15 protein-coding genes are annotated in these 14,171 nt (G+C 57.0%); 6 read left to right on the top strand and 9 right to left on the bottom strand.

Going from position 1 to position 14,171, the window contains the following annotated elements; genetic code table 11:
- Positions 1 to 58: 58 nt before the first annotated feature.
- Positions 59 to 1,051, bottom strand: coding sequence for a cell division protein ZipA (gene zipA, locus J1C59_RS05580; protein WP_128085984.1), 993 nt, complete (start codon positions 1,049 to 1,051; stop codon positions 59 to 61).
- A gap of 218 nt (positions 1,052 to 1,269) precedes the next feature.
- Between zipA and cysZ the strand changes: the two genes are divergently transcribed.
- The 6 genes from cysZ (at position 1,270) to crr (ending at position 6,226) form a co-directional block, all read left to right on the top strand.
- The gene (cysZ, locus tag J1C59_RS05575; protein WP_128085983.1) at positions 1,270 to 2,037 is read left to right on the top strand and encodes a sulfate transporter CysZ; all 768 of its coding nucleotides are present in this window, start codon (positions 1,270 to 1,272) and stop codon (positions 2,035 to 2,037) included.
- Positions 2,038 to 2,178: 141 nt separating this feature from the next.
- A complete protein-coding gene (gene cysK / locus J1C59_RS05570) occupies positions 2,179 to 3,150 on the top strand; it encodes a cysteine synthase A (protein WP_128085982.1) in 972 nt (323 codons plus the stop codon).
- A 19-nt stretch (positions 3,151 to 3,169) separates the two neighbouring features.
- Complete coding sequence (locus J1C59_RS05565; RefSeq protein WP_128085981.1) at positions 3,170 to 3,364, top strand: hypothetical protein; 195 nt, start codon at positions 3,170 to 3,172, stop codon at positions 3,362 to 3,364.
- A gap of 172 nt (positions 3,365 to 3,536) precedes the next feature.
- Entirely contained in the window at positions 3,537 to 3,794 is a 258-nt protein-coding gene (gene ptsH / locus J1C59_RS05560; protein WP_003848868.1) for a phosphocarrier protein Hpr, read from the top strand.
- 161 nt (positions 3,795 to 3,955) lie between these two features.
- Positions 3,956 to 5,683 carry a phosphoenolpyruvate-protein phosphotransferase PtsI gene (gene ptsI / locus J1C59_RS05555; protein ID WP_140916981.1) on the top strand — a complete coding sequence of 576 codons (1,728 nt, stop codon included), beginning with the start codon at positions 3,956 to 3,958 and terminating at the stop codon, positions 5,681 to 5,683.
- 42 nt (positions 5,684 to 5,725) lie between these two features.
- Entirely contained in the window at positions 5,726 to 6,226 is a 501-nt protein-coding gene (gene crr / locus J1C59_RS05550) for a PTS glucose transporter subunit IIA (RefSeq protein ID WP_008926530.1), read from the top strand.
- Between the two features lie 61 nt (positions 6,227 to 6,287).
- On the opposite strand, the gene J1C59_RS05545 is transcribed toward crr, so the two are convergent.
- The 8 genes from J1C59_RS05545 to J1C59_RS05510 form a co-directional block, all read right to left on the bottom strand.
- Positions 6,288 to 7,628: an ATP-binding protein gene (locus tag J1C59_RS05545; RefSeq protein ID WP_128085980.1), complete on the bottom strand. Its 1,341-nt coding sequence runs from the start codon at positions 7,626 to 7,628 to the stop codon at positions 6,288 to 6,290.
- Positions 7,625 to 8,305: a response regulator transcription factor gene (locus J1C59_RS05540; RefSeq protein ID WP_128085979.1), complete on the bottom strand. Its 681-nt coding sequence runs from the start codon at positions 8,303 to 8,305 to the stop codon at positions 7,625 to 7,627. The genes J1C59_RS05545 and J1C59_RS05540 overlap by 4 nt, the downstream gene beginning before the upstream one ends.
- Positions 8,306 to 8,474: 169 nt before the next feature.
- On the bottom strand, positions 8,475 to 9,359 hold the full coding sequence (cysM, locus tag J1C59_RS05535; protein ID WP_111139359.1) for a cysteine synthase CysM: 885 nt from the start codon (positions 9,357 to 9,359) through the stop codon (positions 8,475 to 8,477).
- Between the two features lie 81 nt (positions 9,360 to 9,440).
- Positions 9,441 to 10,529, bottom strand: coding sequence for a sulfate/thiosulfate ABC transporter ATP-binding protein CysA (gene cysA / locus J1C59_RS05530; RefSeq protein ID WP_111139358.1), 1,089 nt, complete (start codon positions 10,527 to 10,529; stop codon positions 9,441 to 9,443).
- On the bottom strand, positions 10,519 to 11,394 hold the full coding sequence (cysW, locus tag J1C59_RS05525) for a sulfate/thiosulfate ABC transporter permease CysW (protein ID WP_111139357.1): 876 nt from the start codon (positions 11,392 to 11,394) through the stop codon (positions 10,519 to 10,521). The genes cysA and cysW overlap by 11 nt, the downstream gene beginning before the upstream one ends.
- Complete coding sequence (gene cysT, locus J1C59_RS05520; protein ID WP_111139356.1) at positions 11,394 to 12,227, bottom strand: sulfate/thiosulfate ABC transporter permease CysT; 834 nt, start codon at positions 12,225 to 12,227, stop codon at positions 11,394 to 11,396. Before cysT ends, cysW begins: the two co-directional genes overlap by 1 nt.
- Positions 12,227 to 13,228 carry a sulfate ABC transporter substrate-binding protein gene (locus tag J1C59_RS05515; RefSeq protein ID WP_422615485.1) on the bottom strand — a complete coding sequence of 334 codons (1,002 nt, stop codon included), beginning with the start codon at positions 13,226 to 13,228 and terminating at the stop codon, positions 12,227 to 12,229. The genes cysT and J1C59_RS05515 overlap by 1 nt, the downstream gene beginning before the upstream one ends.
- A 261-nt stretch (positions 13,229 to 13,489) precedes the next feature.
- Positions 13,490 to 14,107, bottom strand: a complete 618-nt coding sequence (locus tag J1C59_RS05510; RefSeq protein ID WP_128085977.1) for an RpoE-regulated lipoprotein — start codon at positions 14,105 to 14,107, stop codon at positions 13,490 to 13,492.
- Positions 14,108 to 14,171 lie beyond the last annotated feature (64 nt).

Below are 14,171 nucleotides of genomic sequence, written 5' to 3'. Positions count from 1 at the left end.
AAAACCCCCGACAGGCGGGGGTTTGTTTTAACAGTTCAGACAGTGATTAGCGCAATGATCAGGCGCCAGTCACATCGCGGATTCGCGCTTTGTAGGTTTCCAGCTTCTGCGGCGTCATCATACGACGCTCATCATCCAGCACAACGCCACCGACATCATCAGCGATACGCTGCGCCGACTGCAGCATCAGCTTAAAGTTCTGATTCGCGTCGCCATAGGAAGGCACCATCATAAAGATAGAGATGCCCGGCGTACTGAAATCGGTCATCAGGTCCGGGTTGAACGAGCCCGGCTTAACCATATTCGCCAGACTGAACAGCACGGGACCGCTGCCTGCCGGGCTGAGATGACGATGGAAAATGTTCATTTCGCCAAACTGGAAACCCGCCTGCAGAATCCCCTGCAGCAACGCTTCACCGTTCAGTTCGCCACCCGAATGGGCAGCAACATGCAGCACCAGCACCGCTTCTTTGGGTTTTTCCGGCGCGGCGTTTGGCGCAGGGGTCGGAGCCGGTTCAGGCTGCACAGGCTGCGGCTCAGGTTCTGCCTGGTACTGCGGTGCAGGCTGTACCGGTTCCAGCGGGTCAAGATCCAGCAGCGGATCGGCCTGGACAGGCGGCGCGACAAAAGTCGGCGCAGGCTGCTGACGAACCGGTTCAGGACGCGGCTGCGGAGCAGGCTGCGGTGCTGAGCTGAAAAGCGGATCGCTTTCAGGTTCGGGCTGCGGTGCGGGACGTGGCGCAGGCTGACGCACAGGCTCAGCAGGCGCTTGCTTACGCGGCGCTTCTGGCTGAGGGTCGCGGATCTCATCGAAACGCGGTTCCTGGTGTACGCTGCGCTCAGAACGAACACGAACCTCGCCGACGCCGTCATCTTCGTCGTCTGTCAGGTCCTGCTCATCATGGTCATCACGTTGTTTCAGACGTTTGTGCGGGCGATCGCGAAACACTGACGAACGCTCTTTACGGCTGGTCCACAGTCCGTGAAGAAGGAGCGCTATAATGGCGATCGCGCCAACAACGATTAATATCAGACGCAAATCCTGCATCATTGTATTCTCTGTTGTTCCAATACCTTGCCACCGCGGCAAACTTTATCCTCTAACTGTATTTGCCCTGCTACACAAGTGCAAGTCTGTGCACTATTTTCTGACAAATAAGATAGGCAACCCACGCTTTTTCGCTGTTTTTTTACCCAAACGGCACCTGGCCTGGAGAAAAAGCCAGGTTATAGTGAGCGCGCCTTCACACCTTCAGGAGAAATGGCTTTATGGCCCGTGAGAATTCCGTCTCAGATTTTAACGGCATGCACTATTTTAACCAGGGCTGGAAACTGGTTCGCCTGCCTGGCCTGCGCCGCTTTGTTGTGATGCCGCTGCTGATCAACATCATCATGCTGGGCGGCGCTTTCATCTGGCTCTTCTATCGGCTGGGCGACTGGATCCCGCGCCTGATGGCCCATATTCCCGACTGGCTGCAGTGGCTGAGTTATCTGCTGTGGCCGCTGTCGGTCATCGCGATCGTACTGGTCTTCAGCTACTTCTTCTCGACGCTGGCCAATCTGATTGCCGCCCCGTTCTGCGGCCTGCTGGCAGAACAGCTCGAAGGGCGTCTGACCGGTAAGCCGCTGCCCGACAGCGGCTGGGCGGCGATGGTGAAAGATGTGCCGCGCATCATGAAGCGGGAACTGCAGAAGCTGGGCTACTACCTGCCCCGCGCGCTGGGCCTGCTGCTGCTCTACTTTATCCCCGGCTTTGGTCAGACCATTGCGCCGGTACTCTGGTTCTTGTTCAGCGCATGGATGCTCTCTATCCAGTATTGTGACTATCCGTTCGACAACCACAAAGTGCCGTTCCGGCAGATGCGTAACGCGCTGCGCCAGCACAAAACGGCCAATATGCAGTTTGGCGCACTGACCAGCCTGTTCACCATGATTCCGGTGCTGAACCTGGTCATCATGCCGGTCGCGGTCTGCGGTGCGACGGCCATGTGGGTGGATCGCTATCGCGGGCAGCTGGCTCGCTACGACGTGCGCTGAAACCTTCAGTGCGCCTTATGCTCTTTTCAGTGAGGCTTATTGCCGGGTGACATATAGATATACGATTTCTTTCCTTCCGCCCCCAGGCAGAACAGGTATGCTCATAGGGTTCCCAATATTTCATACAGTTAAGGACAGGCTATGAGTAAGATCTATGAAGACAACTCTTTGACAATTGGTCATACGCCATTGGTTCGACTGAACCGCATCGGTAACGGCCGCATCCTTGCGAAAGTTGAATCCCGTAACCCGAGCTTCAGCGTAAAATGCCGTATCGGTGCCAATATGATTTGGGACGCAGAAAAGCGCGGTATTCTGAAACCGGGTGTGGAACTGGTGGAGCCGACCAGCGGCAATACCGGTATCGCGCTGGCCTATGTGGCGGCCGCACGCGGTTATAAACTGACGCTGACCATGCCGGAAACCATGTCGGTGGAGCGTCGTAAGCTGCTGAAGGCGCTGGGCGCGAAGCTGGTGCTGACCGAGGGTGCCAAAGGCATGAAAGGCGCCATCGGCAAAGCGGAAGAGATTGTCGCCAGCGATCCGGACAGATATGTCCTGCTGCAGCAGTTCAGCAACCCGGCTAACCCGGAAATCCATGAAAAGACTACCGGCCCGGAGATCTGGGAAGATACCGATGGCGAAGTGGATGTCTTTATCGCCGGTGTCGGCACCGGCGGTACGCTGACCGGCGTGAGCCGCTACATCAAAAACACCAAAGGTAAAAAAGATCTGATTACCGTTGCGGTCGAGCCGACTGACTCCCCGGTGATTGCCCAGGCGATGGCCGGTGATGAGATCAAACCAGGCCCGCACAAGATTCAGGGCATCGGTGCTGGCTTTATTCCGGGTAACCTGGAGCTGAACCTGGTGGATCGCGTCGTCGCGATTACCAACGAAGAAGCGATCAGCACGGCGCGTCGCCTGATGGAAGAGGAAGGTATTCTGGCCGGTATCTCTTCCGGTGCTGCGGTTGCCGCTGCGCTGAAGCTGCAGGAAGATGAGACGTTCGCCAACAAAAATATCGTTGTCATTCTCCCCTCTTCCGGCGAACGCTACCTGAGCACCGCCCTGTTTGCCGATCTTTTCACCGAAAAAGAGCTGCAGCCGTAGTCGCGGCGAAAGTCTTAAAATGGATAAAAAAGCACCCGCATGGGTGCTTTTTTGTGGCGCAGATCTCACTTTCATCACCCGGCAGATTGATTTCAGTGATGCCGCTCTGGTATTTAGACTGCCAATTATTTCGATGCCTGAAATTAATCCGCGTTTGAAGTGGATCAAGCTGAATCGATTTACGGATTCAGTGAAACGGCGAATCACGGCATAATTAACCGGTGACGTGTAGAATCGGTTTTGAGACGCAACGGATTGTCGTATTGACGCATCTGCGTCTTTGGTCAGCAGGATGCTATACCCGCGCACCGACACAGGCTAAAGTAGAGGCTCCAGGCTAGACTTTAGATCCATAAAACTCATTCTGATAACGTTGGGGAAATAGAATGTTCCAGCAAGAAGTTACCATTACTGCACCAAACGGCCTGCATACTCGCCCAGCTGCGCAATTCGTTAAAGAAGCCAAAGCTTTCCAGTCAGAAATTACCGTGACCTCTAACGGTAAGTCAGCGAGTGCGAAAAGCCTGTTCAAACTGCAGACGCTGGGTCTGACTCAGGGCACCGTCGTGACACTTTCTGCAGAAGGTGAAGATGAGCAGAAGGCCGTTGAACATCTGGTCAAACTGATGGCTGAACTGGAGTAATCTCCGCTCAGCTCTCCAGCAAATCGACTCCTCTGCGCCATTGAGTGCAAACATCTTGATCGCGGACAACCTGTCCGCGTTATTGCTTTCGTAGAGTACGTGTCCCGCGACAATGGCACCGCAAAGAGTCCCATCAGCCATCGTGATTAAAAGGTAGCGTTATGATTTCAGGCATTTTAGCATCACCAGGTATCGCTTTCGGCAAAGCACTGCTGCTGAAAGAAGACGAGATCGTCATCAATCGCAAGAAAATTTCTGATGACCAGGTTGAGCAGGAAGTTCAGCGCTTCCTGGATGGCCGTAGCAAAGCGGCCACACAACTGGAAGCGATTCGCGTCAAAGCGGGTGAAACCCTGGGTGAAGAGAAAGCAGCGATCTTCGAAGGCCACATCATGTTGCTGGAAGATGAAGAGCTGGAGCAGGAAATCATCGACCTGATCAAGAAAGATCACGCGTCTGCCGATGCCGCTGCCTACTCGGTCATTGATGGTCAGGCGAAAGCACTGGAAGAGTTAGATGACGAATACCTGAAAGAGCGTGCGGCTGACGTGCGCGACATCGGTAAGCGTCTGCTGCAAAACATCCTCGGTCTGCACATCGTTGACCTGAGCGCGATTCAGGAAGAGTCCATTCTGGTGGCTAAAGACTTAACGCCGTCAGAAACCGCACAGCTGAACCTGAAAAAGGTGCTGGGCTTTATCACCGACCTGGGTGGCCGGACTTCACACACCTCTATCATGGCGCGTTCGCTGGAGATTCCGGCCATTGTCGGCACCGGCAACGTCACCGCCACGATCAAAAACGGCGATTTCCTGATTCTGGATGGCGTCAACAACACGATTCACGTCAATCCTTCAGAAGCGATTCAGGAAGAGCTGAAAGCCGTACAGAACCAGTACCTGTCTGAAAAACATGAATTAGCCAAGCTGAAAGATCTGCCCGCGGTTACGCTGGATGGTCATCAGGTTGAAGTCTGTGCCAACATCGGCACCGTCCGCGATATCGCCGGTGCAGAGCGCAATGGCGCAGAAGGCGTGGGCCTCTACCGCACCGAATTCCTGTTCATGGACCGCGACTCGCTGCCAAGCGAAGAAGAGCAGTTCCAGGCGTACAAAGCCGTCGCTGAGGCGATGGGCTCACAGGCCGTTATCGTGCGTACCATGGATATCGGCGGTGACAAAGATCTGCCTTACATGAACCTGCCGAAAGAAGAGAACCCGTTCCTCGGCTGGCGCGCGATCCGTATCGCCATGGACCGCAAAGAGATTCTGCATGCTCAGCTGCGTGCTATCCTGCGCGCCTCCTCGTTCGGTAAACTGCGCATCATGTTCCCGATGATCATCTCGGTTGAAGAAGTCCGCAGCCTGAAAGCCGAACTGGAACTGCTGAAAGCGCAGCTGCGCGAAGAAGGCAAAGCCTTTGATGAAAGCATCGAAGTCGGCATCATGGTGGAAACCCCGGCGTCAGCCGTAATCGCTCACCACCTGGCGAAAGAAGTCGATTTCTTCAGTATCGGCACAAACGATCTGACGCAGTATACTCTGGCGGTCGATCGTGGTAATGATTTGATCTCGCACCTGTACAACCCAATGACGCCGTCTGTGCTTAACTTAATTAAGCAAGTCATTGATGCATCTCACGCTGAAGGTAAATGGACCGGCATGTGTGGTGAGCTGGCAGGTGATGAACGTGCTACACTACTGTTACTGGGAATGGGGCTGGACGAGTTCAGCATGAGTGCCATTTCTATCCCTGGCATCAAGAAAATCATTCGTAATACTAACTTTGAAGATGCGAAGGCATTGGCAGAGCAGGCACTGGCTCAACCGACCGCGGAAGATTTAATGAACCTGGTTAACAGATTCATTAAGGAAAAAACGCTCTGCTAATCTGCATGATGCTGGCCCCAAATTACTGCTTAGGAGAAGATCATGGGTTTGTTTTCTAAACTTTTTGGCGAAAAAACGGATAGCGCTGGGACTATTGATATCGTAGCGCCTCTGTCAGGCGAAATCGTGAATATTGAAGACGTACCAGATGTAGTGTTTGCAGAAAAAATCGTGGGCGACGGTATTGCCATCAAGCCAAGCGGCAACAAAATGGTTGCCCCGGTTGACGGGACTATCGGCAAGATTTTTGAAACCAATCACGCTTTTTCGATCGAATCTGACAACGGCATCGAGCTGTTCGTACACTTCGGTATCGACACCGTTGAACTGAAAGGCGAAGGCTTTAAGCGTATCGCTGAAGAAGGCCAGAAGGTCAAAAAAGGCGACGTGGTTATCGAGTTCGATCTGCCGCTGCTGGAAGAGAAAGCAAAATCAACCCTGACACCGGTTGTCATCTCCAACATGGATGAGATCAAGGAACTGATTAAGCTGTCTGGCCAGGTTACCGTGGGTGAAACCCCGGTGATTCGCATCAGAAAGTAAGCGTTTCTCTGTCACATAACGGCACCTGCGGGTGCCGTTATTGTTTCTGCTCTCTTTTCGCTTAAGGCTGCCAGCGTGGCAGACGCAGCGTCAGCTCCAGTCCGCCTTCAGGACGATTCCGGGCCTCGACTTCGCCATGATGTGCCAGCACCACCTTGCGCACGATCGCCAGACCCAGACCATACCCCTTCCCCATCAGCGGAGAGTTCACCCGGACAAACGGATCAAAGATGCTGGAGAGCTTCTCTTCGTCAACGCCCGGCCCCTGATCGCGTACCTGAATCGCCAGCCACTGCTGATCCGTGCGCAGATGTACCTCAATTTGCTGACCCGGCAGAGAGAAGCGCAGCGCGTTGCGTAGCACGTTCTCGGTAGCGCGCCGTATCAGCTCCGCGTTGCCGCGCACGGTGTAATCCGCCCGGTCGTCAGCCTGCAGGACCACCTGCACACCGGGGATCTGCGCTTCATAGCGGACATCGGCGATCACGGCCTCCAGCAGGCCGGTGAGATCAAAATATTGCTCATCCGGAATGCTTTCATGCCCGGCCCGCGACAGCGTCAGCAGCTCACCGATCATCTTATCCAGCCGACGCGCCTCTTCGTCGATGCGATCCAGCGAACTGCTGACGTTTTCGGGCGTCTGGCGCGCCAGTCCGGTCGCCAGCTGCAGCCGGGCCAGCGGTGAACGCAGCTCATGGGAGATATCGTGCAGCAGCTCTTCACGGGCGCGCACCAGAGTGTCCAGCCGCTCGACCATGGCATCAAAGGCTTGTGCAACGGTAGAGAGTTCGTCACGGCGCCTGCGCATGGCCGGAAAGAGCCGGACGCGCAAATCCCCCTCCGCGACCCGGGAAAAACCTTCCCGCAGCTGACGCAGGGGGCGCGTCAGGTTCCAGGCCAGCAGCAGACTGAAGAGCAATCCCACTGAACCGGCAAAGACAAACATCGGCTCAGGAATGTTCAGAAACCGGCGCGGCATCCTGTCCATGGAACTGTCTTTGCGCATGCCATCCAGGTCATAGCGCAGCTGATAGGATTTGCCATCTGCGCCCTGCACCCAGCGCACCACCTCTTCAGGGAAGCGCCCGTGGGTATCCTGCTTCACGCGATTCTCAGTGGATGGCGGCTTAGCCTGTTGGGTGACGTGGAAGAACTGCCGGTCGCTTTCGCGCCAGTCCGACAGCATGGCCCTGAGCGCTTCAGGCCCGCTGCGCTCCAGCACCGACGCGGCAGAGGTCATCTGCAGATCCACGATGCGCCGAATCGCCTCGATTTCAGGTGGCTCATGCCGTTTACCGGAAAGCGCAAAACCGAGCCAGATAAGCTGGCTCATGATGACGAACACGATCCAGAAGCCGATGAAAATCTTCCAGAACATGCGTCCCCGGTAGCTCTGCCTCATCGAATGCGGTAACCGATGCTGCGAACGGTTTCGATAGTGATGCTGTCGGCGGTTAACGCACTGAGCTTCTGCCGGATATTGCTGATATGCACATCGACACTGCGATCATAGGCTTCGCGCGGGCGACCCAGCCCCTTCTCTGACAGCTCATCTTTTGAGACCACTCTGTCCGGCGCGCGCAGCAGCAGGTCGAGCAGGTTAAATTCTGAGGCGGTCAGGTCAAATGGCTTACCCTGCCACTCACTGATGCGGGTCGCGGGGTTAAGCGAAAGCTCGCCCCAGCGCAGCGGCTCTTTCGACTCCGGCGGCGGCGGCTGTTCCTCGAAACGGCGTAATACCGCGCGCAGACGCGCCACCAGTTCGCGTGGATAACAGGGCTTAGGCATATAGTCATCCGCCCCCATCTCCAGACCGATGACCCGATCGATATTGTCGCCCTTCGCGGTCAGCATGATCACCGGTATCCGGCTTTTCTGACGCACCTGACGCAGCACGTCGATGCCGCTCATATCGGGCAGCATGATATCCAGAATCAGCGCGGTGAAGGCGCCCGACAGCGCCCCCTCTATTCCGGCGCTGCCGGTCAGAACCAGCTGGGCATCGAACCCTTCTGCAATCAGGTACTGGCTTAACATCGTGCCTAATTCAACATCGTCATCAACAAGCAAAATTTTCATGGTTATCTCTCAGCAGAACTGGCGCTATTTTGTCCTGTAGCCGGCGTTCACGCAGCCTGTTTTACGCGATCCTTACAGATTCATTATCCCCGCTGCGGGCGATTCTGGCCAAAAAAAAGACCTGTGGGCGATGCACGCGCGCACAGGTCTGATGCCGTCTCAGTGAAGATTACTGATGATAAAGCCCGGTAGAGAGATAACGATCGCCGCGATCGCAGGCGATCGCCACCACCACACTGCCCGGATTGGCCTGCGCAATACGCAGCGCCCCCGCGACCGCACCGCCTGAACTGACGCCGCAGAAAATCCCCTCGCGTCGTGCCAGCTCCCGCATCGTCTCTTCCGCTTCTTTCTGCGTCATATCCATCACATCATCCACCAGATCGGGCCGGTAGATCCCCGGCAGATAGGCCAGCGGCCAGCGCCGGATGCCGGGAATGCTGCTGCCTTCACTGGGCTGCAGACCGATCACCTGCACACCGCTGTTCTGCTCTTTGAGATAGCGTCCGACGCCGGTGATGGTGCCGGTGGTGCCCATGCTGGAGACAAAATGGGTCATGCGCTGGTTCGACTGCTGCCACAACTCCGGGCCGGTAGTCTGATAGTGGCCCAGCGGGTTGTCGGGATTGTTGAACTGATCCAGCACCCGGCCTTCACCGCGTGCGGCCATCGCCTGCGCCAGATCGCGGGCGCCTTCCATGCCCTGCTCCCGTGGCACCAGAATCAGCTCTGCGCCGTAGGCCCGCATCGCATCCTGCCGCTCCTGACTCATGTTGTCCGGCATCAGCAGACGCAGACGGTAGCCTTTCATGGCCGCGATCATCGCCAGCGCGATGCCGGTGTTACCACTGGTGGCTTCGATCAGCTGATCGCCGGGTGAAATCTCCCCGCGCAGTTCCGCCTGATGGATCATCGACCAGGCCGCGCGATCTTTCACCGAACCGGCCGGATTATTGCCCTCCAGCTTGAGCCAGACCTCACTGCCGTTGGCGGGCGTCAGGCGCTGCAATTTGATCAGCGGCGTATTGCCGATGGTGTTCTCAAGAGTCGTCACGGTGTGGTTCCTGGCCTGTTACAAACAAGAGGCGAAAAAAAGGCGGGAGTGAGACTCCCGCCCGCTGTTGAGGTGAAAATATCAGGCGCTCTGCGCAAAGGCAACTGCGCGCAGCGGCTTATCGCCCTTGTAGAGGCGCGCCTGCTGTAATCCCACAAACAGACGCTCACCGCGAATCGGGGCCGTCTGCTCGCCTTCAAACACCAGCGAGAACGGCTCGCTCTGCCAGCCCGCAGGCTGAACCACCAGCTGCCAGAAGTGGCCGCGCGGGCTGACTTCCAGCACCTGAACCGGCAGTGGCGTTTCCAGGCTGCTGCGGCGCGACACGTCGATCTCCCACGGACGCAGGAACAGCTCCACCGCGCCCTGATGGGCAGAGGTGTAGCCCAGCGGCCAGTGGTGCGCGCCGACGTGGAACTGCGATCCCTGGATCTCGCCATCAAAGCGATTCACTTCGCCCAGGAACTCCAGCACAAAACGGGTCGCCGGTTCACGCCACACATCGTCTGGCGTACCGACCTGCTCGATGTTGCCCTGGCTCATCACCACCACGCGATCGGCGACTTCCATCGCCTCTTCCTGGTCGTGGGTCACGAACACGCTGGTAAATTTCAGCTCTTCGTGCAGCTCGCGCAGCCAGCGGCGCAGCTCTTTTCGCACCTGCGCATCCAGCGCACCGAAAGGTTCATCCAGCAGCAGGATCTGCGGCTCCACCGCTAACGCACGCGCCAGCGCCACTCGCTGTTTCTGACCGCCCGAGAGCTGCGCCGGAAAACGGTTCGCCAGATGGCCCAGCTGCACCATCTCCAGCAGACGGGTGACACGCTGCCGGATCTCCGCCGTGGAAGGGCGCTCACGGCGGGGCAGAACGGTCAGACCAAATGCGATGTTGTCGAAGACGGTCATATGACGGAACAGCGCATAGTGCTGAAACACAAAGCCGACCTGACGATCGCGCGCATGCAGGCGGCTGACATCGTTACCGTGGAAGCGGATCTGGCCGCTGTTCTGATGCTCCAGCCCGGCAATAATGCGCAGCAGCGTGGTTTTACCCGAGCCTGATGGACCAAGCAGCGCCACCATTTCACCCGAGGCAATATCCAGAGAGATATCGTTCAGCACCGAGGTGCGACCAAAGGATTTGTTGATCTTGTTAATCTCAATGCTCATGATTTCCCTCCTGTTGCAGACGTTTGTGCTGCTGCTCTAAGCGCCACTGCAGAATGCTTTTCAGAAACAGCGTCACAATTGCCATCAGGGTCAGCAGCGCGGCCGCGGTAAAGGCGCCCACCGTGTTGTAGTCCTGATGCAATAATTCAACCTGAAGCGGTAACGTATAGGTCTCACCGCGAATCGATCCCGAGACCACCGAGACCGCACCAAATTCACCAATCGCACGGGCGTTGGTCAGCACGATGCCGTACAGCAGCGCCCAGCGAATGTTCGGCAGCGTCACACGACGGAACATCTGCCAGCCGGAAGCGCCCAACAGCACCGCCGCTTCATCTTCATGACTGCCCTGGCTCAGCATCACCGGCACCAGCTCGCGGACGACGAACGGACAGGTCACAAACACCGTCGCCAGGACCATGCCCGGCCAGGCAAACATAATCTGAATATTGTGGGCATCCAGCCAGCCGCCCGCCGGGCCGTTGACGCCCCAGAACAGCAGATACATCAGACCGGCCACCACCGGCGACACGGCAAAAGGAATATCGAACAGGGTCAGCAGCAGCTGGCGTCCCGGGAAGGTAAAGCGCGTCACCAGCCAGGCCAGCAGCGTGCCGAACACCAGGTTAACCGGCACGGTAATCAGCGCCACCATTACCGTCAGCCAGATCGCGTGCAGCATGTCCGGGTCGGAGAGATTGCTCAGGGCCGCAATCAGCCCGTGATTCAGCGCTTCCCAGAAGATGGAGATCATCGGCACCACCAGCAGCAGAATCGAGACCAGCGCCCCGATGCCAATCAGCAGCCATTTGCTCCAGTTCACCGGCTGACGCGCCGCGTGATTGAGTTGCGAAACCTCAGCCATTAGTGACCTCCCAGACGACGGCCAAAGCGGCTCTGTAATGTGTTTATGGCGAACAACAGAATCAGCGAGGCCAGCAGGATAACCGACGCGATGGCGCTGGCCGCCGGATAGTCAAACTCCTGCAGACGGACAAAAATCATCAGCGAGGTCACTTCCGTTTTCCAGGCAATGTTGCCCGCAATAAAGATGACCGCACCGAACTCCCCCAGGCTGCGGGTAAACGAGAGCGCCGTGCCCGCCAGCAGCGCCGGCGCCACTTCCGGCAGCACCACGCGGCGGAAACTCTGCCACGGCGTCGCGCCCAGGGTTTCGGCCGCCTCTTCATACTCCGGGCCTAACTCTTCCAGCACCGGCTGTACGGTACGCACCACAAACGGGATGCTGGTAAAGGCCATCGCAATGGCGATACCGATCCAGGTGTAGGAGATTTTGATGTCGAAATGGGCGAACCACTGTCCGTACCAGCCGCTGACGGAGAAGAGGCCGGCCAGCGTCAGACCCGCGACTGCGGTCGGCAGCGCAAACGGCAGATCCATCAGGCCATCCAGCAGCGCGCGGCCCGGGAAGCGATAACGGGTCAGGATCCACGCCATCAGCATGCCGAACACCGCATTAAACAGAGAGGCGACGCCAGCCGAGAGCAGCGTCACTTTATAGGCCGCTACCAGCTGCGGATTGGTCACCACATCCCAGTACTGCTGCAGCGTCATCTGCGACAGCTGCATGATGACGGCGCTGATCGGCAGCAGCAGAATCAGACAGGTAAAGAGCAAACTGGTGCCAAGGCTGAGGCCAAAACCAGGCAGAACACGTTTATGGCTGGCTGCAAACATTATCCGCGCCCCGCCGCTAAGAGTTGATCAAGCTCGCCACCGCTGGCGAAATGGGTCTTCATCACGTTATCCCAGCCGCCAAACGCCTCTTCTACCCGGAACAGCGTCGTCTGCGGAAAGCGATCTTTCTGCGCCGACATCAGCTGAGGGTTGTTCACGCGGTAGTAATACCGGGTGATGATATTCTGCGCTTCAGGCGTGTAGAGGTAGTTCAGATAGGCACTGGCGGCGTCTTTGGTGTTATTAAGGGCAACGTTCTTGTCCACCCAGGCAACCGGAAACTCCGCCAGAATATCGGTTTTCGGCACGATGACTTCATACTCATCTTTGCCGTACTGGTTGCGGATGTTGTTCACTTCTGACTCAAAGCTAATCAGCACGTCGCCCAGTCCGCGCTCGGCAAAGGTCGTGGTCGCGCCGCGGCCGCCGGTGTCGAACACTTCCACGTTCTTCAGGAACTGCGTCATAAAGGCCCGGGTCTTAGCCTTGTCGCCACCGTCCGCCTTATCCGCTGCGCCCCAGGCGGCCAGATAGGTATAGCGGCCATTGCCGGATGTTTTCGGATTGGGGAAAATCAGCTTCACATCGCTGCGGGTTAAATCGGACCAGTCGTGAATCTGTTTAGGATTTCCCTTGCGCACCAGAAACGCCATGGTGGAGTAAAAAGGCGAGCTGTTGTTCGGCAGACGGCTTTTCCAGTCTGCGGCGATCAGGTTGCCTTTATCGTGCAGCACCTGCACGTCAGTGACCTGATTATAGGTCACTACATCCGCACGCAGTCCCTGCAGAATCGCCAGCGCCTGCTTCGATGAACCGGCATGTGACATCTTAATGGTCAGCGGATCGGCCGGATGCGCGGCATCCCACTGTTTAACGAAGGGGGTATTCAGGGCAACAAACAGCTCCCGCGACACATCGTAAGAGCTGTTAAGGAGTTCAGTGGCGTTGACTGCGCCAGCCAGGCTCAGCGACAACGCGATACCGCTCACGATTTTATTCATCGCTTGTAATGTCATTTGGCACCCTGAAAAAGTTTGATGCGGATCTCGCCCGCTGATGCATCAGTTTATTTATAACTCCGTGAAAACGAGTAACGGTTTTATATATCGTTTGATGATTTCAAAGTCGAAAAAAGCATAAGACGGCGGCAGAGTTTATGCTGAATTCAGCAAAAGCCGATGGGGATGATAAGCGGTGTGCGGAGCGGGATGGGGCGTGCGTCAGCGGCCGCCTCGCGGGCGGCACGCTGACAGGGCGGGCACTTAACGCTGCCAGATAATCTTGCTGATTTTCCAGCTTTTCAGCGTATCGTCAGAAGGCATCAGTCCCTCAGGGCCATGCCAGTCGCCGTGATAAAGATAGGTCAGATGCTGACTGCCCGGCGCACGACAGGCCACGTCACGCGCATCGGCGCCGCTGGCCAGGGTGCAGTTGTTGAAGGCTTTCGTGAACCTGTCGCTGAAGGCGTCACCCACTTTGCTGCCGTCGTGGCTGACAATCGCGCTGTCCATCACCTCAATGCGCTCGACCTGCGACTGCCCTTCTATCACCAGCCTGACCTTGCCATCACGGAGCGCCTGCCAGAAAGAGACCACCTGGCCATTCTGGCTGCGCATCCCCTGACGCAGCGTATAGTCACCGTTCAGCCCGGCGTTAATCGCGTCCTCTTTCATGGCGGTCGAGGCCGTGAGGCCGCCCACACCCTGTTCAGTCGCGGTTAACGTGCCACCAAACCAGTTCCACGGCAGCGCCGAGGACCAGTGATAACTGAGCGGATTCCACCAGCTTACCTGCTGGCTGCTGTCTGTGCCGGAACCCGAACTGGCACAGCCGCTCAACACCACAGCGGCGAGCAGTAACGTGGAACGAACAGCTTTCATGAAAACTCCTGTTAATACGAGGCCGGAAAGGCGGAACTGATTGGAGTCGCAAAGCGCCAAAAAG

The organism is Pantoea deleyi, assembly GCF_022647325.1.
GTDB classification, from domain to species: domain Bacteria; phylum Pseudomonadota; class Gammaproteobacteria; order Enterobacterales; family Enterobacteriaceae; genus Pantoea; species Pantoea deleyi.
This window is presented reverse-complemented; position numbering and strand designations above follow the sequence as displayed.

Excerpts from the sequence above, each read along its gene's own strand:
- zipA (WP_128085984.1), bottom strand. The coding sequence starts at position 1,051 with ATGATGCAGGATTTGCGTCTGATATTAATCGTTGTTGGCGCGATCGCC.
- cysZ (WP_128085983.1), top strand. The coding sequence starts at position 1,270 with ATGGCCCGTGAGAATTCCGTCTCAGATTTTAACGGCATGCACTATTTT.
- cysK (WP_128085982.1), top strand. The coding sequence starts at position 2,179 with ATGAGTAAGATCTATGAAGACAACTCTTTGACAATTGGTCATACGCCA.
- J1C59_RS05565 (WP_128085981.1), top strand. The coding sequence starts at position 3,170 with ATGGATAAAAAAGCACCCGCATGGGTGCTTTTTTGTGGCGCAGATCTC.
- ptsH (WP_003848868.1), top strand. The coding sequence starts at position 3,537 with ATGTTCCAGCAAGAAGTTACCATTACTGCACCAAACGGCCTGCATACT.
- ptsI (WP_140916981.1), top strand. The coding sequence starts at position 3,956 with ATGATTTCAGGCATTTTAGCATCACCAGGTATCGCTTTCGGCAAAGCA.
- crr (WP_008926530.1), top strand. The coding sequence starts at position 5,726 with ATGGGTTTGTTTTCTAAACTTTTTGGCGAAAAAACGGATAGCGCTGGG.
- J1C59_RS05545 (WP_128085980.1), bottom strand. The coding sequence starts at position 7,628 with ATGAGGCAGAGCTACCGGGGACGCATGTTCTGGAAGATTTTCATCGGC.
- J1C59_RS05540 (WP_128085979.1), bottom strand. The coding sequence starts at position 8,305 with ATGAAAATTTTGCTTGTTGATGACGATGTTGAATTAGGCACGATGTTA.
- cysA (WP_111139358.1), bottom strand. The coding sequence starts at position 10,529 with ATGAGCATTGAGATTAACAAGATCAACAAATCCTTTGGTCGCACCTCG.
- cysW (WP_111139357.1), bottom strand. The coding sequence starts at position 11,394 with ATGGCTGAGGTTTCGCAACTCAATCACGCGGCGCGTCAGCCGGTGAAC.
- cysT (WP_111139356.1), bottom strand. The coding sequence starts at position 12,227 with ATGTTTGCAGCCAGCCATAAACGTGTTCTGCCTGGTTTTGGCCTCAGC.
- J1C59_RS05515 (WP_422615485.1), bottom strand. The coding sequence starts at position 13,228 with ATGAATAAAATCGTGAGCGGTATCGCGTTGTCGCTGAGCCTGGCTGGC.
- J1C59_RS05510 (WP_128085977.1), bottom strand. The coding sequence starts at position 14,107 with ATGAAAGCTGTTCGTTCCACGTTACTGCTCGCCGCTGTGGTGTTGAGC.